Raw genomic sequence first — 24,026 nt, forward strand, 5'->3', positions numbered from 1 at the left:
AATAGTACTATTTATCTTGAAAAGAAAATCTATATATATCATTCGCCACGGTGAAACAGATTTTAATCGAAGAGGAGTTGTTCAGGGAAGTGGTGTTGATTCCGTGCTTAACGAATGGGGTGAAGCCCAGGCAGCTGCTTTTTTCAATGCTTACCAACATGTTCCCTTTGACAAAATATATACTTCCGACTTAAAGCGAACACATCAAACAGTTCGTGGGTTCATCCGCCAGGGCATCCCGCATGAAAGTTATTCAGGCCTGAATGAAATCTCCTGGGGCATCCGCGAAGGGCGCGAACCCAATACGGGTGACAATAATTATTACAGAGATCTTGTAACAGCATGGCGCTCCGGCCAGGTGGAGCTTTCCGCAGAAGAAGGCGAAAGTCCGGTACAGGTTAGGGAACGTCAGATTCCCGTGATTGAAACGATCATATCACGTCCTCACGAAAGAAATATTCTGATTGCCATGCACGGCCGTGCAATGAGGGTGCTCCTTACGACACTTTTTGGGCAACCTCTTGTCAAAATGGATGATTACGAGCACAGTAACTTGTGCCTCTATAAGATCAATTATTCATATGACACCCAGCAATTTGATCTTGAAGTTTCGAACGACATCACGCATTTGCTTTCCTTAGAAATTCCGCAAACTTTGTAAGAGCCGCTTGTGTAGATTCGTCTCCTTTGGTGTAGTAAAACACCGGGGTTTTTGACGCATCGATACATTTGCGATTTCTTCAAATCCACTCAGCACAATAATTAATTTCATGTCCAAGAAACGTACTTATTGGATTTTACAAATCCTGGGTTGGACATTGCTGATCATGTTCGAGTATGTTCCTTACGTGCTCGAATACGGGTTTCAGATAAGCGAATTTTACACTGCGCTTGCCAATATTCTGTTAGGTATTTGTTTAACACACGTTTACAGGCTGGTAATCCGTAAATGGAATTGGTCTTCCCTTCCGCTTCCACGGCTTGCATTGCGGGTAATTGGATCCGTTTTATTGTTAGGATTGATTATGGCAATGATCAATCAGCCCATGGACCGAGAAATGTTAGAACATAATCTTCTAAATCAACCGCTTGTTTTCTGGAGCTATTATGCAAACTGGTGCAAAAACCTGCTTGCCTGGATTTTATCCTACACGGTTTACCATTACGTGGAACAGACGCGACTGGCGAGTTATGAAAAAATTATGTTGAAAATGTCGATGCGGGAAGCGGAAGCGAAAGTGCTGCGATCTCAGCTAAACCCGCATTTTACCTTCAATGCATTGAATAGCATCCGGGCGCTGGTTTTTGAAGATCCTTCCAAAGCACAGTTGAGCATTACCCAACTGTCCAATATTTTAAGAAATTCATTACTTGCCGACCGACGTAAAACGGTCGATCTTCAGGAAGAGTTGAGGACGGTAGAAGATTATCTTGAACTGGAAAAAGTGCGCTATGAAGATCGATTGCGGTACACGATTATTACAAATCCGCAAGCGATTTATTGGCAGGTTCCGCCCATGATGCTTCAGACATTGGTTGAAAACGGCATTAAGCATGGTGTTTCCAAAGAAATGGGTGGCGGATTTATTGAAGTTAAGTCAGCAATTATCAATGATTTGCTGGTCATTAACATACTGAATTCCGGAAATCTGGGCGCTACTGAATCCGGTGGTGTGGGATTGAAGAATACTGCCGAGCGTTTATCGATCCTATACGGGAAGGGCGCCACTTTCAGGATTTTCCAGATGAAGGAAGGTGTGGTTTGCTCGGAGGTGAAGATACCAATGTTGTCGGAAGGAGTTTTGCTGGTGGGAGAGGAGTCGGGGACAGGTAATTGAAGTGCATATTAATTAATCTACATATATTCCTAACTGATCTGCCATGAGAACTTTAATTGTTGACGACGAGCGTTTAGCCAGAAATGAGTTGAAAAGATTGCTCGAACCGTACACTAAGATTGAAATAGTGGGAGAAGCGGCCAATGCAGAAGAAGCATTGGTGCTGATCGAAGAATTACAGCCCGAATTGCTATTCCTGGACATCCAAATGCCTGGGAAAAATGGATTTGAATTGTTGTCGTCTATTGAAGGAAAAAGCCCTGAGGTAATCTTTACCACAGCTTATGATGAATATGCGATCAAAGCATTTGAATACAATGCATTGGACTACCTGCTTAAACCAATTGATACGGAAAGGTTAAAGGATACCATTCACCGCATTGAAGAAAACCAGGCCCAGCCGGAAACACCCGCGCATCCACATGAACGGGTTGAAAAGGTTTTAGGTGCGACAGATCAGGTTTTTGTAAAAGATGGTGAAAAATGCTGGTTCGTTAAACTCGGCAAAATCCGTCTCTTTGAATCCATGGGAAATTACGTTCGCCTGCATTTCGACGACCAGAAACCATTGGTACTGAAATCACTTAATAACCTGGAAGAGCGCCTGGACCCCAATACTTACTTTCGCGCAAACCGCAAGCATATTATTAATCTACATTGGATTGAAAAAATAGAACCCTGGTTTAGCGGCGGACTACTGGTAACCCTACAAGGAGGAGATAAAATTGAGATTTCCCGACGTCAGGCCATCCGTTTCAAAGAATTGATGAGTCTTTGATAAACAACAAATTGCATGGCGGATTACATTTCACCTGAATCTGTAAAGCTGTAAAATCCTTCATCGGTAAAAATCATATGGTCCAAAACAGGCATGTCAAGCAAATGACCTGCCTGTTTTATTTGTGTGGTAAGCAGTACGTCCGCGTGACTGGGTTCCAGCTGGCCGGAAGGGTGATTATGGACTAGGATCAGCGAACTGGCCAAATGATCAATCGCCAACTTGAAAATTAGCTTAATATCCACAGCTGTCCCAGCGATACCACCCACACTGACCTGCAAAGCACGGATCACGAAATTCGCACGGTTTAAAAGCAATATCCAGAATTCCTCATTTGGCTTATCCAAAAGATATTGTTTCATTTCCCGATAAACAGCCTCTGAGCTTGTAATCTTTCTCTTTTGGTCCGGGATTGTATCACTTCGGCGGCGTCCAAGTTCAAGGGCAGCTACAATTGTGGTCGCTTTGGCTACGCCTATACCTTTAATTTTGGTCAGATCCTTTACATCCAGCTTTGCCAACTCATTAATGTTGTTGTAACCCAGGCCCATAATCACTTTGCCGACGTCGACTGCCGACATGTCGAAAGTACCTGAGCCAATTAGCAACGCAATAAGTTCCGCATCTGATAAGGCCGATTTGCCCTTTAACTCTAATTTTTCCCTGGGCCTGTCGTCTTCGGCCCAATTAAGGATATTCCTTGCGTTTTCACTCTTAGGTTTGGACATACTCGGTAGTTTCAGATCGGATATAATCCTTAGACGTATTACCTGCCGAAAAGTCACGTCACTTATTCCCCCAAATCTGTAAGTGCCGCCCTGGCTTTGTTATCAATACTATTTTTGTATTCGTGGTTTTTGAAAGAAATGGCCTTTTTGAAGTAGGTTTTAGCTTTTGGGTTTTCACTTTTTTCAAAATAAATATATCCCAACTGGAGCGCAGCCGAAGCAGAGAAGCCCGAAGCGCTATTATCGGTAAATTCCATAACACGTTCATAATAAGAGATTGCCTGTTCAGTGCGCCCTGATTTTTGCAAAATTCTACCCTTGCGATAATTATATTCAGCCTTCTCTTTTAATGAGTTGAAGGACTTTTCAGAAACGGTTTCGGTTAAGTCTGCGGCTTTGGTTAAGAAACCCCCGTCTGTTGCATAACGGGCTTTGAAAAGGATCTTTTGCTGATTGTTAATTTTTCCATTTAAAAAGTCGTCCGCAAATGCCGCCGCGAACTGATCGCCCTCCACAATGGTCTTGCCGGATGTTCTAATTCTATTTATAAATACATTCGCGTCACTATCCTTTCCAGCGAGCCATTTACACATGAATAGCTTTAAATTGCTGTCCTTCAAGTAATTGAATCCTCTGTACTGTTTCTGAAATAGGATATATTCCGCGGACGCATTTTCATATTCACCCTTTTGTAACTCAATTTCTCCCTGCAAATAATGCAGGAAAGGAAAGAGGATATAAGCAGGGCCCGACGGCGCATCCGCTAAGTAATGGGCTGCTTCTTCACCATTTCCTTCTTTCATCAAAACCGTCGTTGCAAAAAAATGAATCAGCAGATTATCGGGTTGCTCACGGGGCCAAGCGCGTATTTTGCTTTGCTGAGCAGCTGATAACTTTAAAGTATAGGCATGTAATAGAAGGTCAATTAGTTCGGCTTCCTGTTGGAAAAGAGATTGTGTGTTTGCAACCGCCTGAATTTCTTTAATACCCAATTTTATATTTCCCTTCAATCCAAGGACTTTGGTTACCCAATTGTAATGATCAGGTATTGAACCGATAAGGACATGGAGGAGGCCCAGGGATTTCAATGTTGGAAGAAATTGGGGAAACCTTTTTCGATTGTCTTCAAGCAGTCGATAGGCTTTGATAATCTCCCATGAGCCACTTATTTCGTTTCCAAATTTCAATTTGGCAAACGCCCAGTGCATTCGTATTTCAGCCTGGAAAAAGCGCTTATAAGGAGAACTATCCGGCAATTTCCCAATTAACTCGAGTCTTTTGTCTTGCTGGCTGGAAAGCTGCCTGTACGCATTGACATCCTCGGAGATTAGAAGATAGTGTAAATCAGCGTAATTGTCCAGGTAGGGAATAAATGCATTGCTATTTTGAGCAGACCTTTCAGCGTCAATGAGTTGTCGCGCAGTATTGATTCTTAGCCTTTGAATTTCAAAATATGCCTTTTGAAGTTTTGGAGAGAATTCTACGGCCGAATGTTGTGCCCGAATGTCTGCCTTAAATAAGATAAGCAGGAGAATCGAAACTATGCCGAAATATAAATGATAACTGGTTTTTCGTACATTTTTCCAAATCATATGAGCGGGACATAAAAAAAGGTTGTCCGGGTAAGACAACCTTTTTATCTAACTAAAACAATATTATCTACGCTGATGAACTGGTTCAACACTTTCCACGTCAGCCAGAATACGACCGCAATGTTCGCAAACGATCAATTTTTTACGCTCACGAATATCAGCCTGGCGTTGCGGCGGGACGATGCTAAAACAACCACCGCAAGCACCTCGGGAAACATGCACAACGGCAAGTCCGTTCATCGAGTTATCCCGGATTTTTTGATAGGATTTCAATAAGCGATCTTCAATCTTCTTGATATGCTTTTCTCTTTCCGCGATTAACCCTTTTTCTTCCGATTCGCTTTCGCTGGTGATGACGTTCAGCTCGCCTTTTTTGGCTTTCAGATCTTCATTTCTTTCGTTCAAAACCGATTCTGCCCGGTTAGCATCTTCTTCGATCAGGCGAATGCGGGCTTTTGCTTCATTAATTTTCTTGTCTGCAAGCTGCATATCCAATTCTTGCAACTCTACTTCCTTGGTGATCGCATCATATTCGCGGTTATTGCGAACATTCATTTGCTGATCCTTGTATTTTTTAATCAATTTTTCGCCGTCTTTCTGAGCATTTTTGAAGTTGTCAATTTCAGTATTCAGATTGGCAATTTCACTCTTAAATTTACTAAGACGGGTTTCAAAACCGATAATTTCGTCTTCCAGGTCACGAACTTCTTCTGGAAGGTCGCCGCGGGTTTTTAGTATTTCATCAAGGCTTGAGTCTATTTCCTGCAATTTCAGGAGAGCATCTAATTTTTGTGCGATTGTGTTTTCCATGTATGTCTTTAATGGACGTGTTTCAATGCGTAATAAGTGAAGGTCGCTTGCAGGATTTTCAACAGATAATCAGACAAATAAGTTGATGAAATTGCTTTCTATACAAAATACTGAACCGGATTGGTATTGACCTCTGACAAACAGAGTGCAAAATTACTAAATTTTCCTGATAAATAGTGATGCAGTAAATTTTTCGTGAAGACTTCGCTCTCATAATGTCCGATATCGCAGATCATAATCCGGTTTTCGGCATCGAAGAACTCATGATATTTATAGTCGGCAGTAACAAAGACGTCCGCCTTAGCCTCGATCGCATTTGATAATAAAGAACTTCCCGCTCCACCACAAATCGCAACGCGTTTTACGGTGCCAGAAACGGCTTTGGTATGTTTAATAACATTAACCTGCATTTCTTTTTTCAGATGTTTAAGAAAATCTTGGGCTGTCATTTCAGCAGGCAATTCACCCACTGCGCCGGCTCCCACTTCCTGGTTCTCATTTTCCAGCGAAGAAAGGTAATAAGCTGCCTCCTCATAAGGGTGTGCCGAGCGAAGAACAGAGAGAATTCTTGATTCAAGGTAGGAGGGAAACATAACTTCGATACGTTCCTCCGTCACTTCTTCCAGCTTTCCCTGCGTGCCAATCGTTGGATTGGCAAACTCGCCTGGCAAAAAGGTGCCAGTACCTTTGGTCCGGAAGCTGCATTGCTCATACTGCCCAATTTTCCCCGCCCCTATATGAAAAAGTGCATTCAGGATCGAATTCGTGTTTTCAATTGGGGCAAAAAAAGTGAGTTTGGTCAACCACTGCTTTTTTGGTGCTAAGACCTTCACATTGGTAAGACCGAGCTGTTCTGCGATTTTCCAGTTAACACCGTTTGTAACGTGATCGAGATTGGTATGGGTTGCGTAAATGGCAATGTCATGTTTAATGGCCTTGATTACTGTGCGCTCTACATAATTTTTCCCGTTTAGCTTTTTAAGCCCTTTGAAGATGATCGGATGATGAGCGACAATGAGGTTACATTGTTTTTCAATTGCCTCGTCGACTATTTTTTCGGTAACGTCCAGTGTGAATAAGATCCCCTGAACCTCTGTTTCGGAAGAACCTACCAGCAAACCAGCGTTATCGTACCCCTCCTGATACGCAAGCGGGGCAAGTTTTTCAAGTTCATTCGTGATGTCCTTTATATATGTCATTTCGTATTATCTACAACTATTTCATTTTCAGAATATTTGCTTTTTGGCCTATCTGATTTTGCAAAGAAAATAACTAATTTGATGAGCCAAGTATTGCAACGGAAAAATATAATGGTAGTTTTGCATCACGTTTTACGAAAAAGTGCCGTAGAATAAGCTGGTTTGGTAGTTCAGTTGGTTAGAATACATGCCTGTCACGCATGGGGTCGCGGGTTCGAGTCCCGTCCAGACCGCAAAAAAGCCCGGATTTGTCCGGGCTTTTTTCATTGTAACCCAGCCCAGGAATTCTACCTTACCTTGGCAAATGTCTTCAATATTTTTGCATTAAATGTAACATCTACCATCGGTCCACCTGCCACCGAGTGATCAAATTTCAGTGTACCGGCCAGTTGTTCCTTTGAATCGGTGGTTAAGGTAAGTTCCTCATAAGGTGCAGTTCCTGAGTACTGGACGAGCTGTCCATTCAGATTTACCCAGTACAAAATACGGTGCGCCGCATCCAGATCCACCTGTATCCCCTCAATTTCCGGATCTGTACAATTCATAACGTCACAGGATTTTATCTTGGCATCCAGACTTTTCTCCGTGAAAATTAACCTTCTGATTTTCTTATTGGGGTCAAAAGAATCGGGACCCACGATGAAGTGCACAAAGTTCAGGTTGAGGTCGAAGGATTTTTTACTCGTGTTATAAAGCAGTTTGCCCTTGGAATTATCATAGGATATTGTAAACGACAATAAGAGAATCAGGGATAGCAGTCCGCAATTTTTAAAAAATGCCAACCTCGGTCTAGGTATTTGTTTTCGGTTCATCTGGACAATATTGGATTGTATATGAGCCGAATGTAGCAAAAAGATCGTCAAAAATAAGATGGCCTATTCGTGAGCTGCCCACAAAAAAACACGCAGGTTTCAAGATGAACCCGCGTGTCAAATTACACTTCATCAACAAACTAAAAACCAAATAAATCTAATACGAAAATATTCGCTTGTCAAGTTTTTTTTTGCTGTAGGAGGGGGATTCGAACCACCCACGGTGCGGTTAGCTACGGTACAAATACTGTTGGTGGTCCACCCCAGTCGACGTAAGTCGGCATTATGCCGCGTTTATCCCTTATTCACCACCCCCGAGACAGGAGGGCATGGCTGCCAATTTCATCACCCTACAATGTGATTTCCAAATTATAAACGTAGTAAATGCAACTAGTTCCACAATTGGTTGTGCAAAACTAAAAATTCTGAATATAAATATAAAATTTTTTCATTAAAAATTGTCAAAATTTACAAACATTACATAAATTGAATTGTTTTGTTATGAAATATTCAAACATAATGTACTAAATGCAAAAATATTCAGATATCGATAGTACGGATTTGCGCATTCTCTCCTTGCTCATTGAAAATGCTGCGTTACCGTACACAGAGATTGGGAAAAGGGTTTTTGTCTCGGGAGGTACGGTTCATGTCAGAATGAAGAAGCTGGAACAAATGGGAATTGTAAAAGGCTCCCAGCTTGTTATTGATCCAGCCAAACTTGGTTGGGATATCAGCGCATTTCTCGGAATTTATCTGGATAAAAGTTCATTATATGAACAGGTAGCGACCGCATTGGAGGGAATTCCCGAAGTAGTAAACATTCACTATACGACGGGTATATATAGCATATTTCTGAAAATCGTATGTCGTGACACTGGTCACCTACGTGAAATTTTGCACGATAAAATACAGAAGGTCAACGGGATACAACGTACCGAAACCTTCATTTCCTTGGAGGAAAGAATTAACCGCTCCATTCCCTTGGCTGAAAGCTGAAAATTCCAGACGACAGGGCCAGAAAAAACTTATCTTTGTGTTGTATATATAAAAAACTTATATATATTTGGTCAATCAAATTTTAACTCATGGAGAATAACACGACGAGCAACGAATATGTCCGGGGTACATTAAAAACCATTGTACTGAATTTGCTGGCTGAACACGAACGGATGTATGGATATGAAATAACACAGGAAGTAAAAGAAAGGACAGGGGGCGCAATTGCCCTCACATTTGGGGCGCTTTACCCAGTCCTTCATAAATTAGAACAAGAAGGCATGCTGATTACCGAGTCAGTGGAAGTGGACGGAAGGTTAAGAAAATATTATTCGCTTACGACCCCTGGTAACGAGGCTGCGCGTAATAAAACCAATGATCTTGAACGTTTTATGGAAGCAGTAAGATTACTGCTGGCACCAAGGAATCTTGCAACCGAATAGCATCAGTTAAATGGCAAATATTTAAACAGATCAACTATGAAACGCCTTCAGAAAGATCGCATTGATTTGATAAATGAATATTTAAAATCAAACAAGCTGGATTCGGAGTTGCTTCCGGAAATCCTGGATCATCTGGCTTGTGAGGCAGAAGAGCGTCTGTGGGATGGTAAACCTTTTGAGCAGATCTTTACCAATATAAAAGAAGCTGCCGATGGTCAGATCCTGCTCGACTTAAGTGTTGATCATAAAAATCTGTTAGCCATGGAAAAATCTTTGAATGACATCGTTTTTGAAAATCGTAATAAGCTTTACGGGGCTTATGATTTGAGGAGAGGTTACGGTCAGACTATCCAAAGGTCTGTAATGATGGGGGTTGCCTTGTTCCTGATGATTGTTATGTTTCCCAACTTATATGCGCGTCTCGTCCCGGATCCCAAGCCCGATGACATTGCATACATTGTTGAGGCAAACCCGATCAATATTCGTGAGATGCTTCCAAAACTTCCGGTCCAGGAGGTAGAGCCATCACCAGCGCCAAAAACGATCCGGTCCCTGCCACCAGAAGTACTGCCGGACGATCAGGTTGAAATTGAAAATCTTCCGCCTTTGATGGAGGAGTTGGAAAAGGCCCAGCCAGCGGCAAGAACATTAGACGGTATTGAAGATATCACAATCATAGTGCCACCTGCTCCTGAAACCGGCTCTGCAAAATCGGCAATCGCGGAAGTGGAGGTCAAAAAAGAGGAAACATTTTTAAATGTTGAGCAGGCGCCCCAATACCAGGGTGGGGTAGAAGCGATGACCGCATTTCTGCAAAAAAATCTTAGATACCCGTCCCAGGCGTTAAGGGCCGGAATTCAGGGAAGGGTTTTCGTACAATTTACAGTAGGTTCTGATGGAAAAGTGGAGAATGCAACAGCATTGAAAAGAATTGGATTTGGCTGCGATGAAGAAGCGGTGCGGGTTGTAAAGCTGATGCAAAGTTGGTTACCGGGCCGTCAGGCAGGTGTACCAGTTCGTGTTCGGTTTACTTTACCTATCGCTTTTCAGCTCAATTAGATTTCCGGTATTGCGTAAATGCCTCCCGTTATTTGAAGGAAATCCTCGCTTCGGCGGGGATTTTTTCGTTTTTTTGTATTACAATCAAAGACAGTTGCTTGTTTGCATGTACGCTATTGTTGATATAGAAACTACGGGAGGGGGCGGAGCGGCACGCATTACCGAAATAGCGGTTTTCAGGCATGACGGGGTGAAGATCGTTGATGTATTTCATTCCCTCGTCAATCCCGAAATATATATCCCACCGTTTATTACCCGTCTTACCGGAATAGACAATGCAATGGTGGCCGATTCCCCTACCTTTTACGATGTCCAGGATTCTGTTCGAGCTTTGACCAAGGATGCCTGGTTTGTAGCCCACAATGCCAGGTTTGATTATGGATTCATCAAGAGAGAATTCGGCGCTTTGGATGAATATTTTCAGAGAGACCTCTTATGCACCGTGCAATTGAGCAGAAAAATCTTTCCAGGACTTCGGTCATACAGCCTTGGAAATCTTTGTGAGAGCCTCGAGATAGGCATTGAAGATCGTCACCGAGCCCATGGCGACGCGAAAGCTACGGTTCGGCTTTTCGAAATGCTTCTGCTAAATGATCGGCAAAAACACATCCCAACCGATTTTTATCAGTAAACGCTTTCCACATTTTTACTTGGAATGATTTTTTATGATTTTGGAATAAATTTTCCATTCTAAACTTTCCTTCCGATGAAACCATTTATTAATTACCTGGTAATCCTTCTCGTAACACTTACGCTTACAAGTTGTGAAGCAATTGGTTCTATCTTCCAAACAGGGGTTTGGACCGGGGTGATCCTGGTTGTAGGAATTGTTGCCGTGGTGATCTGGGCGCTGTCCAAAGCCTTTGGTGGTGGACGACGGTGATATAAATAAGCACACTTAATACCTGAAACTAAAATTATCGCGATGCTTGCTTCTAAAAATTCTCTGGTTCATCTTTGCACTCCTCAAAAGGAGCTCTGTTTGAACACGGGGGATTAGCTCAGTTGGCTAGAGCGCTTGCATGGCATGCAAGAGGTCGTCGGTTCGAATCCGATATTCTCCACACACTGCTAAGTATAATCTTAAAGGTCTTCCAATCGGAAGGCCTTTTTTTGTAAGCCAAAATCAGATAACTCTTCAACACAAATCTTAATAAAAACACCTATCCCAATAGCAAGTCTGTACTGAGACGGCATAGTTTTTTATGCTTCAATGAAGAACTAACAAACTTATCAGACTTATGGGAATTATCACTTGGATTATTATCGGACTTATCGCTGGTGCGATCGCGAAAGCAATTCACCCTGGTAAAGACCCGGGCGGTTTCATCGTTACTATTATTATTGGTATCGTCGGAGCTGTGATTGGTGGCTGGATTTCGTCCATGCTTGGTTATGGAACTGTTGATGGTTTCAACATCGGCAGCCTATTTGTAGCCATCTTGGGAGCGGTGATCCTTTTATTTATTTACAGAAAGGTGGCTACTAGGTCGACCTAATGGACAGCGGAGATTTGATTGCAGATATGGTCTAACAATAAAAAATGGTTGCAGGTATCTTTACGATATCTGCAACCATTTTTTTATCATCACTGGTTACAAATCCAAACCAGTCCGTCGTACTCTTTCCTCATCAGTAAGGTCTTCAACCTCCACTTCTGTATTCCGCACGGTTTCGTTGATGATCTCATCGCGTTCATCCACGGTTTTGTTCAAACTCACCTCTTCAATGATACGCGCTTCCTTGCTTACCACCGGTACTTCGGCATATTCCTTCATTTCTATTGTACCTTCCTTGAAAGTAGCAAAATCCGAGTCAGAAGCAGCGCGGTCAACAGGGGTCCTGTTGACGGTTACTTGCTCTTGACGCAAACGAATGCTTTCCTGGACAGGACGTTCGATGATGCGACTTCTGAGACGCACACCGCCCGTTTCAACTTCTTGTTTTCCAACCTGAAGTTCTTCTTCGATCACTGGCAGTGACCTGGAATCATCATCGGAATCATCGGAAACAAATGAACGGTCTGTAACAGTTTCAAGGTTTTTATCCTCATATGTGCCCAGTGACTTATCTCCATAAGTATCTGATGTTTTATCCTCATATGTATCCAATGTCTTTTCTCCATAGTTATCCAATGTCTTGTCCTCATATGTGTCTGAGGTATTCTCCACATAAGAATCAACTGAACTACCAGTAACTGTTCCAGAGTAACCTTGGTTCGAAGAATAATTAGCGGCACTTTCATTCACATCAACTGCGCCATATTCGTCTAGAATTGCTGCTGCGGCCTCTGCCTCGGCTGCTGTGGCCGCATGTACCGTTACGATCGTGCCACGCTTTCCAGCTTCTGAATAACGCTTTGTCTCTTCTTCATCACCGTCAAAAAGGTCCTTGAAAAAGTTTCCAATGCGGTCCATTACATCATCATTATCATCTTTCACTGGCGCAGTATCAGTTTCCGATTTGTAAGATGCCGTTTTAATGTCCACATCCCCATCAGCAAATCCATTCGCCAATAAATAATTCTGCGCTTCCTGCGCATCGCTTTCATATTCGAAGATTCCTACTACTGTATTTGACATGATTGTTAATTTAAAAGGTTGTTAACTTTGTTGGTTTTCGGCCGATTTATAAATTTCCGTGCCTGAAGTGTTTCTATCAATGGTAACTTCTTCTTTTCTCAGCATTTCAGAAAATGTCTTCGGATCTTGATACTGACGCTTTGTAAGGTGAATTTCCTCTACCAGCATCAGGCGCTTTTCAACCACCAACACCTCCTTAATTACCGAAATAATTGTTACGTCCCCTTCCTGCCTCACAGCTGCCGGGGCCGTTTCTACATATTGGTTAATTTCTTTCCTCTCCACAGTCACTTCCTCAGTTTTGACGAAACCTTCGAAAAGAGCTTCTTCTTCAAAAACTTGCTTTGAAACCAGAACGCGGCCAGTTTCAATGCGCTCAGAAGTAACTACCAGCTTTTCAGCGATGACAGGAATTTTAAGCGTCTCGCCAGCATTTAATCCATCATTGATCGCTTCTGAATCAAGTTCCCCGATTGACATCAATAACGTTTTTGGAATTTGTCAACAGTGGCTTTTGTCTCGTCAGCAAGGTGGTCAACTGTCCCCTTTGCTTTCTCCGCAACAGCGTCAACGGTACCTTTTGTTTGCTCGGCAACCGTATTCAGTTTTTCTTTCGCCATATCCACGGCTTCAGCAGCCTTTACTTTGGTCTGTTCCCATTGATTTTTGAGATTGTCCTTTTGCTGATCCGCCATATCTTTCAGCTGCTGGCGGGTTTCGTATCCTGACTTTGGCGCAAATAACATTGCAGCCAGGGCACCAACCGTAGCGCCAATCAAAAGACCTAGCGCAAAACCGCCGCCGTTAGAATCTTCTCTTTCGTCATCTTCATAATTTGAGCTCATCGTATTATTGTTTTGGTTTGAATAACGCCATAAGCGAAAAACGTGCCAACACATCACGATTAATTCAAATGATATTTCATGACAAGCACAGAACGGCCCTGCACTATGACGGTGTTGTCTTTTGAAAATCCTTCACTTCCTTCTCCAATGAAACCATCGCTGGTGTCGATTGCTTTTCGCCACGATAGGCCGCATTTATCCGCTGGTAATTTATATTCCAGCGACTGTTCATGCGCATTAAAAATAATGTAAAAACTATCGTCGGTAATTTTCTGTCCATCGTAGTTGACGCACCGGATCCCATTGCCATTCAAATAGATACCCATGGACTTCGCAAAGTCATACTCCCAGTTTTCATCAGACATAACAGTACCTTCCGGCAAATACCAGCGGATATCATCCAACTCGGAACCCTTCACTGGCAACCCCTGAAACCAGCGCCGGCGACGGAATGAGGGGTGCTTTTTGGAAAACCAGATCAACCCTTTTGTAAATTCAAGAAGTTTCTGATCGGCTTGCTCCCAGTTGATCCATGAAATTTCATTATCCTGACAATAAGCATTGTTATTGCCACCCTGAGTGCGGCCCAATTCGTCCCCCGCAACAAGCATTGGCACTCCCTGAGAAAGAAATAAGGTTGTTAACATGTTGCGCTTCTGCTTCTTACGCAATGCAGTGATTTCAGGATCGTCAGTAGGGCCCTCTACCCCGCAGTTCCAGGAATTATTATTATTCGACCCGTCTTTATTGTCCTCGCCATTGGCCTCATTATGCTTCTTATTATAGCTTACGAGGTCATGAAGCGTAAAACCATCATGGGCTGTCACCAAATTGACACTCGCTGTTGGACTGCGGTAGTCACCCTGATATAAGTCAGGACTGCCCGTAAAACGCTCTGAAAATTCAGCTAGCTTACTTTCTGCTCCCCGCCAGAAATCACGCACGCAATCGCGGTACTTATCGTTCCACTCCGCCCACCCAGGTGGAAACTTGCCGACCATGTATCCATCATCATTGATATCCCACGGTTCGGCAATCAGTTTGACTTGTGAGATGATAGGATCCTGGTGAATAATGTTGAAAAACGATCCCAATGTGTCTGTGTCATTCAACGTTCGGGCCAATGTAGATGCCAGGTCAAAACGGAAACCATCCACGTGCATATCGGTGATCCAATACCGCAGACTGTCCATGATCATAGCGAGAACATAGGGCAATCGTGTGTTCAGGGTGTTTCCAGTACCGGTGTAATCCATGTAATGATGCGGATCGCCTTCGGTTAACCGATAATAGGAAACATTATCTGTTCCCTTAAATGAAAAAGTCGGCCCCAGATGGTTTCCCTCGGCGGTATGGTTATACACAACATCCAGAATCACTTCAATACCAGCCGCATGCAATTGTTTCACCATGTGTTTAAACTCGATCACGTGGTTTCCGTTTTCACGATCACTTGCATAAGTAATTTCCGGTGCAAAGAAACCTAGCGTATTGTATCCCCAATAATTGGTAAGTCCCTTTTCGATTAAGTGCCTGTCTGCAACGAAGTGATGAACAGGCATTAACTCAATAGCTGTAATGCCCAGCTGCTGCAAATAGCGGATCATTTCGGGATGCGCGATCCCGGCATAGGTTCCTCGGATTTCCTCCGGAATTCCGGGATGAAGTATGGTCAAACCTTTTACATGGGCTTCATAAATAATCGTATCATGGTAAGGTATTTTGGGGTGCCGGTCATTTTCCCAATCAAAGTTTTGATCGATGACAATGGATTTGGGCAGGTGCGGCGCACTATCCGTTTCACTAAAAGATAAATCCTCTTCTTTACTGCCAGTCTGATAGCTGAACAGAGAATCGTCCCAGTCTATCGATCCCGATAGCGCTTTTGCGTAAGGATCAATTACCAATTTGTTGTGATTGAAGCGATGCCCGGCCTTTGGGTCATACGGCCCCTCAAAACGGTAACCATACAGTTGACCGGGGCCAATACCTTGCACATACACGTGCCAGATATGATGGGTTACCTCTTCAATTTCAATTTTTACATTCTCCTGACTGTCTTCCTGACTTCCAAAAAGGCACAACACAGCTTTTGTCGCATTCTCCGAAAAAATTGCAAAGTTGACACCCTCGCCATCCCAGGTCGCACCCAGCGGATAAGGCATTCCCGGTCGAACGTTGATTTGGAGTGAGTCGGGTGCTTCAAGGATTTCATTTTGTATTCTGTGATCCATAGCTAACTCCATTAGTGTGTCTTACCGAAGATCCGGCTTTGAATTAAGTAATCCTGGTGGGACAGTCAGCACACCAGTTTCAAAATCGATCAGCCCGTTGCGTTCATCCTCAATGTTAGTTGCCTGGGTATAAACGTCTCCGGAAACGGACCGTTTTCTGAGTTCTTTTTTAAAGAGCGCAATTTGATTTGCGCGTGCAGAGTCACTGGTTGGTCCGCCGTAATTTTCAAATCCAAAACCTCCCCATTCGCTGACGATCAGGGGCACTTGTTTTCGGTAAAAGAAAGGGTCACCTACCACAAGCGGGAATGCGGCAACGGTATCCAGGTTTCCGGATGTCAGTTCATCGAGCATCCATTGCCAGTGACTTAGGTCGGGTGTGTATAAATGCGCTGTGAGAAGATCAGATTTGAGCCTTCCTTCAAATGAAATATGCTGCCAACCATCATTATCGACTACCAAAAATTGAGGATAGGCAAGATGCATGAAATCGTACATGTTGATAATGTACTGGCGGGTTTCTATGTTATGTGCAATGTCCTGGGCACCCCAATCTTCATTATACAAACTCCAGATGATAACAGAAGGATGCGTTCCGATCAGCGCGAGCATGCGCATAAGTTCAGCCTGGTGGTTTTCACGACTTTTTTTCGTTGACTGGTGCGGGCTGGGGACTTCTACCCACAATAACATTCCAATTTTGTCGGCGAGTTTGTAAATACGCGGGTCGACGCCAGCGATGTGAATTCTCACCAGGTTGCATCCCAGCTCCTTCATAGCCAACAAATGCTTCCTGATCTGATCATAAGTGGCGTTACCAGGCTGGTAAAGAATTCCATCCAGATATACCGGCTCGTTGTTCAAATAGAGATGGCTGCCCCTGGCTTCAAATTTCCTAAGCCCGAATTTCGTCTCGATTTCTGAAATTGCACCTTTTTCATTAATAAGTCGAGCTACCAAACGGTATTGGTTCGGGGAATCAGGCGACCATAACAGCGCATCGGGAATATCAAGCACCAAACGCTGTGCCTTTTGCCCCGCTACCAGTACCAGTGGGAATTCATCTTCCGCTACCAGATTATCATATTTTCCCGACCCCGCCTCAAATACGGACAACTTAATTTTGTAAGGCCCTGGGTCGTGAATGCGGGTAGTTAGTGTGAACCGCACCAGATTATCCTCAATAATACTCACAACGCCAACTCTGGAACGCAACCGGTTTCGCTCGACTTTTTCAAGCCAGATGCTGCGGACTGCACCGGTAAAGGTTTGATACCAAATGCCACCGCGTTTGTAAACATGCGACTCCTGTTTACCACGCGGGATATCCGCATCCATACTGCTCGCAACTCGAACGGTAAGCCTGTTAACCGGCCGTAGCACTTCCAATTCATACGAAAAGGATGTATACTCGCCAATATGCACACGTTCGCCTTCAATGGTCGATAATGGATGTCCGTTCAGCCAAACCTGCGTCTCGTATCCGCAAGCGCCAAATGTGAGTTGCAGGATCGTTTCGCTTTCGTGGACTGCTGATGCATAATCCGGTGAATGGAAATCACGCTCATACCAAACTACGATCTTGTCTTTCCACGATGAACCGTCAACCTGGTATGCTGCCAAGTGCTGCTCAACACTTCCGGGCCAATGCGCAGTCTGGGAAAATGTGTGCTGAATAAACCAGTTTTCTACAATTCCGCGATCCTCAGGGTCAACTGCAAACTTCCATTCGCCATCAAGCAGTACATATTCATTGGGCCTGAGAACAGCCCGGGGAAGATCGTCCCGAACAGCCAGTTCTTCAAAATCCGCTTCCCTGCTTTTGGAAGAACCGTAATTAATATGTTTTGGCATTACTGATCATTTTTTCTGTACCAACAGTTGCAATATAGTGGCTAACTGGCACTTTTGAGCGCTCTGGTCAGAACAACTGGTGTATCCTGCTTTTTAGCAGACAGCATAAGCCGTTGCATTGAGTTAAATGTATTTTCCCACGACTTATCAGCAAGGTACTTGTCTACTGCTTTTAGCCATTTCCGGTTTCCTAAATTCGTTAACTCGTGCTCAATAGCGGAAATAAATGAATCAATGTCGTGCCCAATACTTACCAGGCCAAGTTTTGCATAAGGAAATACAACATCCCTGATAGCGCTGGACACCACAGGTTTTCCTGCAGCCAGGTATTCCGGCGTCTTGGTTGGACTAATGTAGCGCGTAGACTCATTGAGCAAAAATGGAATTAAAGCCGCATCCCATCCCGCTAGGTAGGCAGGCAGTTCCTGGTAGGTTTTTGCCCCGAGATAATGAATGTTATCGGCAACGGGAAGTTCAGCAGGATTAATTTTCACAACTGGCCCAATCAGCATCATGTGCCATTCAGGTCTTTTTTTAGCTATTCTTTTGATTAATTGCTGATCGAACCGCTCATCGATTACACCGTAGAAGCCCAGCTTTATGCCGTTGATGGAGGCCTGGTCCAATGGCTCGGCTACGGTTGTCCTGGCAGCCTGGAAGTGCGCCTTGTCAATGCTGCTGGGGAATGGGTGAATGTTGTGATGACTGGCCTTTTTAGCTTCATACAGACTGACCCCGCCGGTAAATACAATGTCCGCTTTGGCCAGAAGCTGCTGCTCGACGAATTTGAGGCGTGGCGGTGCAAATTTGAACGCTGAAAGTTCGTCCATACAATCATACACGATCAAGCCCGGCGTGAATGTCCTTGAAAACTCAAAGGCAACAGGCGTGTAATACCAAAATATAAAATCGGCACTCTCGCGGTCCTCAAAAAATAATTCTAAAAGCGACTTGATCTGGTCGTTGATCTGTTCCTGAGTGCCGCCAGCTGGGAGATGCGGCACACAAACCCAGAGTCCCGGAAGCTTCTTCTCAACCTTGAGATAGGGTCCATCAGGATTGTCAAATAGCGGCTCTTCCAGAAAATACACATTCCCATTTTGGGCAAAACGTGTCATTAAATGTTGTGGACGCTGAAATACAAAGTCCCACCTGAGGTGGGAAAAACAAAGCAAATTTTTATGAAAGCTTGTGGTCATAAGAAATAGGTGTCGAATGTTAAAAAAACTCCCCCTCGATAAGAATTGTGCCAGACCATTTTCGAGGCACTAGGCGCGAAAATGATCTGGCACAATTGAACGCTATTACTAGCTATTATTTCGGGAACGCGCCTTGCTAAAAGTGACAACCAGCATAATGATGGCACCTATTGTGAACACCTTTTTAGCAAGCCCTGCTTTATTAAACTGCAATTCTGCCTTTGCGCCATGCTCTGCAAACAGGTTCGGAATATGCCCGTTATTCAAGTCGTCGCCCAATCCTTCCATCATATTGATCCGGTCCGCAACTAAAAGCGCCAACCAATGCGTCCATGTTGATTCGCTGTATTTAAATGCAAAACGCCGAAGCCGCCCACTCAAACCTGACGGCGGATTGGGTGAGCCAAATACCGCTGTAAGTCCGGGGCGCTCATTGGAGTGCAGCACTTCAACCAATGCCGGTTGCTGGGCTGGCCGCTCCCAGATCATTCCTTTGTTGTCGTTTTCCGTTCTTTCTTTTATAGGGTAATTGGGCAAATCCAGCGGGTCAGCATCGATTCCCCATCCGTTAATGTGGCTGTAATCTTCTAGTGTCTTTTTCATAATGTTAATTATTTTCTAGCTGAAGGTGGAATGAGGACCGTTTTGATACAATTGTCGAGTTTGGCTGAAAAAATATGATAAGCGTCGCCCACTTCTTCCAATGGAATTCTGTGCGTAATGATTGCCTTCGGATCTAACCGGCCTGCCTGAATATGTTCGATAAGCCTTGGGAGCAAACGTTTCACAGAAGCTTGATTGGCCCGGATCGTAATTCCCTTGTTCACCACATTACCGATGGGGATCAAATTTCCGGTTGGGCCCCGCCTGCACATCAGTTTTCGACCGGTGACGGTTTGCAATGCATCTCCTGCCGCCTCACATCCCACTGCGTCAATGCAGACGTCAGCGCCCATCCAATCAGTCGTTTTCTTGAGAAAGAGTACCGCCGTCGAAACCGCCTGCTTTATGCGAATACGCCCACCGCAGTAGCCTGCGGATTGTATTCATGGCAGTTACCAAATAGTCCCTGTTGGCAGAAAATACATTTGTCACAGGCAATATTAAATGGTACCAGCACATTGTCACCCACTTTCAGGTTCTGTACCGATTCTCCAATCTCTTCAACAACACCAATAAATTCGTGTCCGAAAGTGGTGCCAATCCTGGTATCGGGCACCAATCCATGGTATAAATGCAGATCCGATCCGCAAATACAAGAGCGGGTTACCCGCACAATTGCATCGCCGGAATGCTCAATTTCGGGCATAGCCTTATTGCGGTCTGCCCTAACGCGGTAAGGCCCGCGGTAATTCATTGCTAACATACTTTCTCCTTTCTAGCTTGTTGATGATTTGTTTCGCCTTTGATGCGCGCTTAGTAAAAAACCATTCCCAAAAAGAGAGGCGGTAGGGGGTCAAATTTTGAAGTTAGACCAATACACTATTTTGTTGTTTATACTGGCGCAGCACATATTCTATCCTATCCTTTGTGTTCGGATCGGTGCAATCGACGCGGTAACGTAATCCTGACCGCTCATCCCCCAGGAAAAATAACTTCACCGGCAGGTTATCAAAATTGTAAACTTCTGCCAATTCTCTCATCTTATCAATCTGATCCCTGAAATGCGGTAGCCTATTCATGGGATAAGTGAACGTGTCAACAGTTGTGATAAATTCCATATCATATTGGTTTAGAGTAACATATTGGTTTTCAGAAACATCAGCCGGTTCTAAAAATCATGCCACGCAGCTTTATGTAGGCACGGCGGTGTACAATTCATGAATCTTGCATGGCAATTAACTATACGGCTTAAACGATCATTACTATACGTTATTTCCATGAGATGTGTGCCAACACCGCAATGTCCCATATCGGGGTAATCATATCTGGAATGGTTTTGGTTGAACCCATTCCGATAGATTGTACCAAAATCGGTACCCCAAACCAAAAGGCAGTTCAATTTTGAATTGAATTTTAATCAACAAAAAACCAAAATGGGAAAAACAGAAAATTTTGAAACCTGGCTGTCCGGCGTTACTCTGGAAGGCAACGAAGACATATACGACTTATATAACTCTGTGAGCAATTTTGAGAAGTCAGGTAAATTTTACACTTCCAAAGAGGTTACTAATGACGGTTACGAGTACCTGGTCAAGGCGGAAGGAATGGAAGATAGCCTTCATCTTGATTCAGACGAAACTAAGTTTTCGTTTATAAATTACCTTAAAACCAATTACACCGATGCTGATGAGAGCAACATCGATGTTTGGTCCGAAATGAAAAAGGATCTTGGAAGGATTGACTAACTGGCTGTTGCCCTAAAACTTAATGAAGCTATTCGCCGGAGGGGACTTTAATCGCTTGTCCCGTTGCAACCGGCTCCCCAAAGTTGGGCAAACCGTCCGCAGTCCAGGTGAATTTTTGCATTCTCGCATTTCTTGAATCGTCACAGCCTTCCCCGGCAGCTGAATTCGCGTGATAAATGATCCAATCCTCCTTTCCATCCCGTGATTTGAAAAACCCATTGTGACCTGCCCCGAATGCATTGGCTGATGCAAGGCCTGTAAAAATAGGCGCAGGCGCTTTCGTCCAGCTTCTTATATCCAACGGGTCACTTGCAGCTTTCAAACTTATAATCCCGAGTGAATATCGGTCATCGCCGCAATAGCTTCCGGAAAATACCAAAAACTCCTGGCCTGCCGCATTACGCAAAATTTCCGGCCCTTCATTTACAGCAAACCCGCGTTTTTCCCAATCATATTGCGGCGAAGAAATCAGAACTGTCGGGCCGGTAAGCGTAAAGGGATTGGTCATGCGGGATATGTACAAGTTTTGGGTTAAATCTGTTGCGCCGCTAGCAAACGGCCTACCCGACCAGATTAAAAAAAGGCTACTATCCCGCTGAAATACAGTGGCATCAATTGACCATAAATCGGCTGGCTGGGTGATAAGCTTACCCTTGTCGGTCCAGGTGCCTTGTGTCGGATCTGCGCTTGCATTTTCCAATACCCACATCCGGTGCTCGCGATCGTTTCCGTCGGTACCCGTATAATAGATATACCATTTACCATCCAGAAAAAACAACTCCGGAGCCCAGATATCGCGGGAATTGCCCCCGGAAGCCGGGGGAGTGAAAACAGTGATTGGCGCTACATCCTTCAACCGGCTCATTTTATTTGTTTTCCATATCTGGATCCGGTTGCCAATGGTATGCAGATAGTAATAAGTTGTGTCTTTTTGAAAAACAAATGGATCAGGTGCAGCATTCAGCAATGGATTTGTGAATGTGGTTGCCTGCTGCTCACCCGGTTTTGGAGCCTGCGACTCCTTTTTACAGGATGCGCTGATGAGCGTCATTGAAACGCACCAGAGAATGACAGGTTTATAGAAAGTTTTATATCGCATCATGAGCGGTTAATTCAAATAAAATATTTTCCATCATTGAAAGCTTAATACCCTGGATTCTGGGTAAGGTTTGGATTTAGATCAATATCCGATTGTGGTATTGGATAGTATTCGTTTCTACCTTTTACGAAATTGGTAAATTCGGGATCCCGCACAGACAATTCAGGTCCCAGATCACCCCAGCGCTGCAAATCGGCAAACCGCCAGCCCTCGCCGGTGAGCTCGGTAATGCGTTCATGTTTGATCTGACCTAAAAATTGAGCCTGGTTCCACCCAGCCGCTTGATTTATCGGCCTGAGCCCTGCACGCACACGTACCATATCTACAAAAGGATAAGCATGACTCGTTTGCCCGATGCCATTCAGCGCCTCAGCGTACATGAGCAAAATATCAGCATATCTTATCAAACGGAGATTATTCGGTGATCTGAAACCTTCCTCAGTCCGTCCGGCCTCATTGTCATTTAACTGTTTTCTAAACCAAACCGCGCTGCTTTCGCCGGTATTGGTACCATACCGGCTGGCAAAGGTTTGCCCGTAAACCAGACTCGATTGCGGACCACGAACGTCCGTAGAATCGAATAATAATGTTGCGGCAAGTCTTGGGTCGCGGGTACCTGCCGCGGTATTTTCTTTTTTAAATTCACCAATCAGCCATCGCCGTGCCCCGCCATCAGAAAAACCTACACCCCGTGGCGCATAAAACTGCGCAATGGATGTTCCGGTGTTATTAATCCGCGTTTCGTCCACATCGTCGTCGGTACTTTCATTGGGATTGAAACGGAATTGTACTTCATAGACAGATTCGCTGTTATTCTCTGTCGCAGCTTTGAAATTATCCTGATAGTTGGCTGTTAAAGTATATAACCCTTTTCCTTCACCAGTAATGAAAAAGGCAAGCGCAGTTATAGCTTCCTGGTTTTTATTTTGCTGCAAATAGGCTTTGCCCAACAAGCCCATGGCCGCACCGCGCGTTGCCCGACCGAGATCGTCGCCGGTATAGCTGAGCGGCAATGCTGCTGCTGCTTCGGACAAATCCTTCTCAACCTGTGCCCAAGCTTCGGCGTTTGATGCACTCGATGGCCGGTCAGTTGGCTCGGAAGGTTCCAGGATCAACGGGGGTCTGCCGAAATACAATGTCAGATTAAAATAAAATAACCCTCTCAAAAATTTTGCTTCGCCGATAATGCGATTCTTTAAAGCTTCATTCATGTCGATTGTCGGCACATAAGCGATTACCTGATTAGCCCTGAAAACGCCAATGAACAGGTTTTGCCAGGTTCCGGCAGTGAGACCTTCATTGTAGTTAGTTTGGTTAAAGCTCATAATGTTGTTCAGCGTAATGTCACCACCAGAACCATAACCTTCGTCTGAGCGAAGCATTCCGTGATAAAACAAAAACCTGGAATAGAGCGTAGCCGTCCGGTGAAAAGTACTATACACTGCATTGATGCCTTTAATTGCATCCGTATCACTTTTCCAGAAAGATGCGATCGTGGGACTATTCGGATTGGGCTGGTCAAAATCGCGGTTACAGGCGCTGGCAACCAATAAAATCATTGACGTAAGCAAAAATATCTTTTTCATGTTGATGTCTTTTGAGATAAA

Annotated in this window: 25 protein-coding genes, 2 tRNA genes and 1 pseudogene; 12 read left to right on the forward strand and 16 right to left on the reverse strand. The window is 44.1% G+C overall.

Annotated features, from left to right (window positions below):
* Nucleotides 1–16 precede the first annotated feature (16 nt).
* From FHS68_RS06225 to FHS68_RS06235, 3 genes are all read left to right on the forward strand, one after another.
* Entirely contained in the window at nt 17–661 is a 645-nt protein-coding gene (locus FHS68_RS06225) for a histidine phosphatase family protein (RefSeq protein ID WP_167268189.1), read from the forward strand.
* Between the two features lie 109 nt (nt 662–770).
* Complete coding sequence (locus FHS68_RS06230) at nt 771–1,838, forward strand: sensor histidine kinase (protein WP_167268191.1); 1,068 nt, start codon at nt 771–773, stop codon at nt 1,836–1,838.
* A gap of 43 nt (nt 1,839–1,881) precedes the next feature.
* A complete protein-coding gene (locus FHS68_RS06235) occupies nt 1,882–2,616 on the forward strand; it encodes a LytR/AlgR family response regulator transcription factor (RefSeq protein ID WP_167268193.1) in 735 nt (244 codons plus the stop codon).
* 23 nt (nt 2,617–2,639) lie between these two features.
* On the opposite strand, the gene radC is transcribed toward FHS68_RS06235, so the two are convergent.
* The 4 genes from radC to FHS68_RS06255 all read right to left on the reverse strand — a co-directional run bounded on the left by radC (nt 2,640) and on the right by FHS68_RS06255 (nt 6,945).
* Nucleotides 2,640–3,344 carry a RadC family protein gene (radC, locus tag FHS68_RS06240; protein WP_167268195.1) on the reverse strand — a complete coding sequence of 235 codons (705 nt, stop codon included), beginning with the start codon at nt 3,342–3,344 and terminating at the stop codon, nt 2,640–2,642.
* Between the two features lie 62 nt (nt 3,345–3,406).
* Nucleotides 3,407–4,936 (reverse strand): tetratricopeptide repeat protein, encoded by a 1,530-nt coding sequence (locus tag FHS68_RS06245; protein ID WP_208408178.1) that lies wholly within the window; start codon nt 4,934–4,936, stop codon nt 3,407–3,409.
* Between the two features lie 63 nt (nt 4,937–4,999).
* Nucleotides 5,000–5,746, reverse strand: coding sequence for a zinc ribbon domain-containing protein (locus tag FHS68_RS06250; protein WP_167268197.1), 747 nt, complete (start codon nt 5,744–5,746; stop codon nt 5,000–5,002).
* A gap of 98 nt (nt 5,747–5,844) precedes the next feature.
* Entirely contained in the window at nt 5,845–6,945 is a 1,101-nt protein-coding gene (locus tag FHS68_RS06255) for a Nif3-like dinuclear metal center hexameric protein (protein ID WP_167268205.1), read from the reverse strand.
* Between the two features lie 159 nt (nt 6,946–7,104).
* Between FHS68_RS06255 and FHS68_RS06260 the strand changes: the two genes are divergently transcribed.
* Nucleotides 7,105–7,178, forward strand: a tRNA-Asp gene (locus FHS68_RS06260).
* Between the two features lie 54 nt (nt 7,179–7,232).
* Here the strand turns inward: FHS68_RS06260 and FHS68_RS06265 are convergent.
* Entirely contained in the window at nt 7,233–7,757 is a 525-nt protein-coding gene (locus tag FHS68_RS06265) for a hypothetical protein (RefSeq protein ID WP_167268207.1), read from the reverse strand.
* Between the two features lie 528 nt (nt 7,758–8,285).
* On the opposite strand from FHS68_RS06265, the gene FHS68_RS06270 reads away from it, so the two are divergent.
* The 7 genes from FHS68_RS06270 (at nt 8,286) to FHS68_RS06300 (ending at nt 11,757) form a co-directional block, all read left to right on the forward strand.
* Nucleotides 8,286–8,756 (forward strand): Lrp/AsnC ligand binding domain-containing protein, encoded by a 471-nt coding sequence (locus FHS68_RS06270; RefSeq protein ID WP_167268209.1) that lies wholly within the window; start codon nt 8,286–8,288, stop codon nt 8,754–8,756.
* Nucleotides 8,757–8,845: 89 nt separating this feature from the next.
* Nucleotides 8,846–9,199, forward strand: coding sequence for a PadR family transcriptional regulator (locus FHS68_RS06275; protein ID WP_167268210.1), 354 nt, complete (start codon nt 8,846–8,848; stop codon nt 9,197–9,199).
* Nucleotides 9,200–9,235: 36 nt separating this feature from the next.
* On the forward strand, nt 9,236–10,258 hold the full coding sequence (locus FHS68_RS06280; RefSeq protein WP_167268212.1) for an energy transducer TonB: 1,023 nt from the start codon (nt 9,236–9,238) through the stop codon (nt 10,256–10,258).
* A 94-nt stretch (nt 10,259–10,352) separates the two neighbouring features.
* Complete coding sequence (locus FHS68_RS06285; RefSeq protein ID WP_262889575.1) at nt 10,353–10,889, forward strand: 3'-5' exonuclease; 537 nt, start codon at nt 10,353–10,355, stop codon at nt 10,887–10,889.
* 75 nt (nt 10,890–10,964) lie between these two features.
* Complete coding sequence (locus FHS68_RS06290) at nt 10,965–11,141, forward strand: hypothetical protein (protein ID WP_167268215.1); 177 nt, start codon at nt 10,965–10,967, stop codon at nt 11,139–11,141.
* 107 nt (nt 11,142–11,248) lie between these two features.
* Nucleotides 11,249–11,322: transfer RNA gene (locus FHS68_RS06295), tRNA-Ala, on the forward strand.
* A 177-nt stretch (nt 11,323–11,499) separates the two neighbouring features.
* The gene (locus FHS68_RS06300; RefSeq protein ID WP_167268216.1) at nt 11,500–11,757 is read left to right on the forward strand and encodes a GlsB/YeaQ/YmgE family stress response membrane protein; all 258 of its coding nucleotides are present in this window, start codon (nt 11,500–11,502) and stop codon (nt 11,755–11,757) included.
* Between the two features lie 96 nt (nt 11,758–11,853).
* Here the strand turns inward: FHS68_RS06300 and FHS68_RS06305 are convergent, their stop codons facing one another.
* From FHS68_RS06305 to FHS68_RS06345, 9 genes and pseudogenes are all read right to left on the reverse strand, one after another.
* Nucleotides 11,854–12,840, reverse strand: coding sequence for a YsnF/AvaK domain-containing protein (locus FHS68_RS06305; protein WP_167268218.1), 987 nt, complete (start codon nt 12,838–12,840; stop codon nt 11,854–11,856).
* A gap of 21 nt (nt 12,841–12,861) precedes the next feature.
* A complete protein-coding gene (locus FHS68_RS06310; RefSeq protein WP_167268220.1) occupies nt 12,862–13,320 on the reverse strand; it encodes a YsnF/AvaK domain-containing protein in 459 nt (152 codons plus the stop codon).
* The gene (locus FHS68_RS06315) at nt 13,320–13,685 is read right to left on the reverse strand and encodes a YtxH domain-containing protein (protein WP_167268221.1); all 366 of its coding nucleotides are present in this window, start codon (nt 13,683–13,685) and stop codon (nt 13,320–13,322) included. The genes FHS68_RS06310 and FHS68_RS06315 overlap by 1 nt, the downstream gene beginning before the upstream one ends.
* A 59-nt stretch (nt 13,686–13,744) precedes the next feature.
* Entirely contained in the window at nt 13,745–15,919 is a 2,175-nt protein-coding gene (gene glgX, locus FHS68_RS06320) for a glycogen debranching protein GlgX (RefSeq protein ID WP_167268223.1), read from the reverse strand.
* Between the two features lie 21 nt (nt 15,920–15,940).
* Nucleotides 15,941–17,773, reverse strand: a complete 1,833-nt coding sequence (locus tag FHS68_RS06325; protein WP_167268225.1) for a glycoside hydrolase family 2 protein — start codon at nt 17,771–17,773, stop codon at nt 15,941–15,943.
* Between the two features lie 41 nt (nt 17,774–17,814).
* Nucleotides 17,815–18,891, reverse strand: a complete 1,077-nt coding sequence (locus FHS68_RS06330; RefSeq protein ID WP_229211783.1) for a glycosyltransferase — start codon at nt 18,889–18,891, stop codon at nt 17,815–17,817.
* Nucleotides 18,892–19,080: 189 nt separating this feature from the next.
* A complete protein-coding gene (locus FHS68_RS06335; protein ID WP_167268228.1) occupies nt 19,081–19,575 on the reverse strand; it encodes a hypothetical protein in 495 nt (164 codons plus the stop codon).
* 8 nt (nt 19,576–19,583) lie between these two features.
* Nucleotides 19,584–20,338 (reverse strand): annotated as a pseudogene (locus FHS68_RS06340) (alcohol dehydrogenase catalytic domain-containing protein).
* A 103-nt stretch (nt 20,339–20,441) separates the two neighbouring features.
* Entirely contained in the window at nt 20,442–20,693 is a 252-nt protein-coding gene (locus tag FHS68_RS06345) for a hypothetical protein (protein ID WP_167268229.1), read from the reverse strand.
* 315 nt (nt 20,694–21,008) lie between these two features.
* Between FHS68_RS06345 and FHS68_RS06350 the strand changes: the two genes are divergently transcribed.
* The gene (locus FHS68_RS06350; RefSeq protein WP_167268231.1) at nt 21,009–21,320 is read left to right on the forward strand and encodes a hypothetical protein; all 312 of its coding nucleotides are present in this window, start codon (nt 21,009–21,011) and stop codon (nt 21,318–21,320) included.
* A 28-nt stretch (nt 21,321–21,348) separates the two neighbouring features.
* Here FHS68_RS06350 and FHS68_RS06355 read toward each other — a convergent pair whose 3' ends face one another.
* Together FHS68_RS06355 and FHS68_RS06360 are read right to left on the reverse strand one after the other, a co-directional pair.
* Entirely contained in the window at nt 21,349–22,422 is a 1,074-nt protein-coding gene (locus FHS68_RS06355; protein WP_167268233.1) for a glycoside hydrolase family 43 protein, read from the reverse strand.
* Nucleotides 22,423–22,463: 41 nt separating this feature from the next.
* Nucleotides 22,464–24,005 (reverse strand): RagB/SusD family nutrient uptake outer membrane protein, encoded by a 1,542-nt coding sequence (locus FHS68_RS06360; protein ID WP_167268234.1) that lies wholly within the window; start codon nt 24,003–24,005, stop codon nt 22,464–22,466.
* Between the last annotated feature and the right edge of the window lie 21 nt (nt 24,006–24,026).

This window comes from Dyadobacter arcticus, assembly GCF_011762185.1.
Classification (GTDB): Bacteria; Bacteroidota; Bacteroidia; order Cytophagales; family Spirosomataceae; genus Dyadobacter; species Dyadobacter arcticus.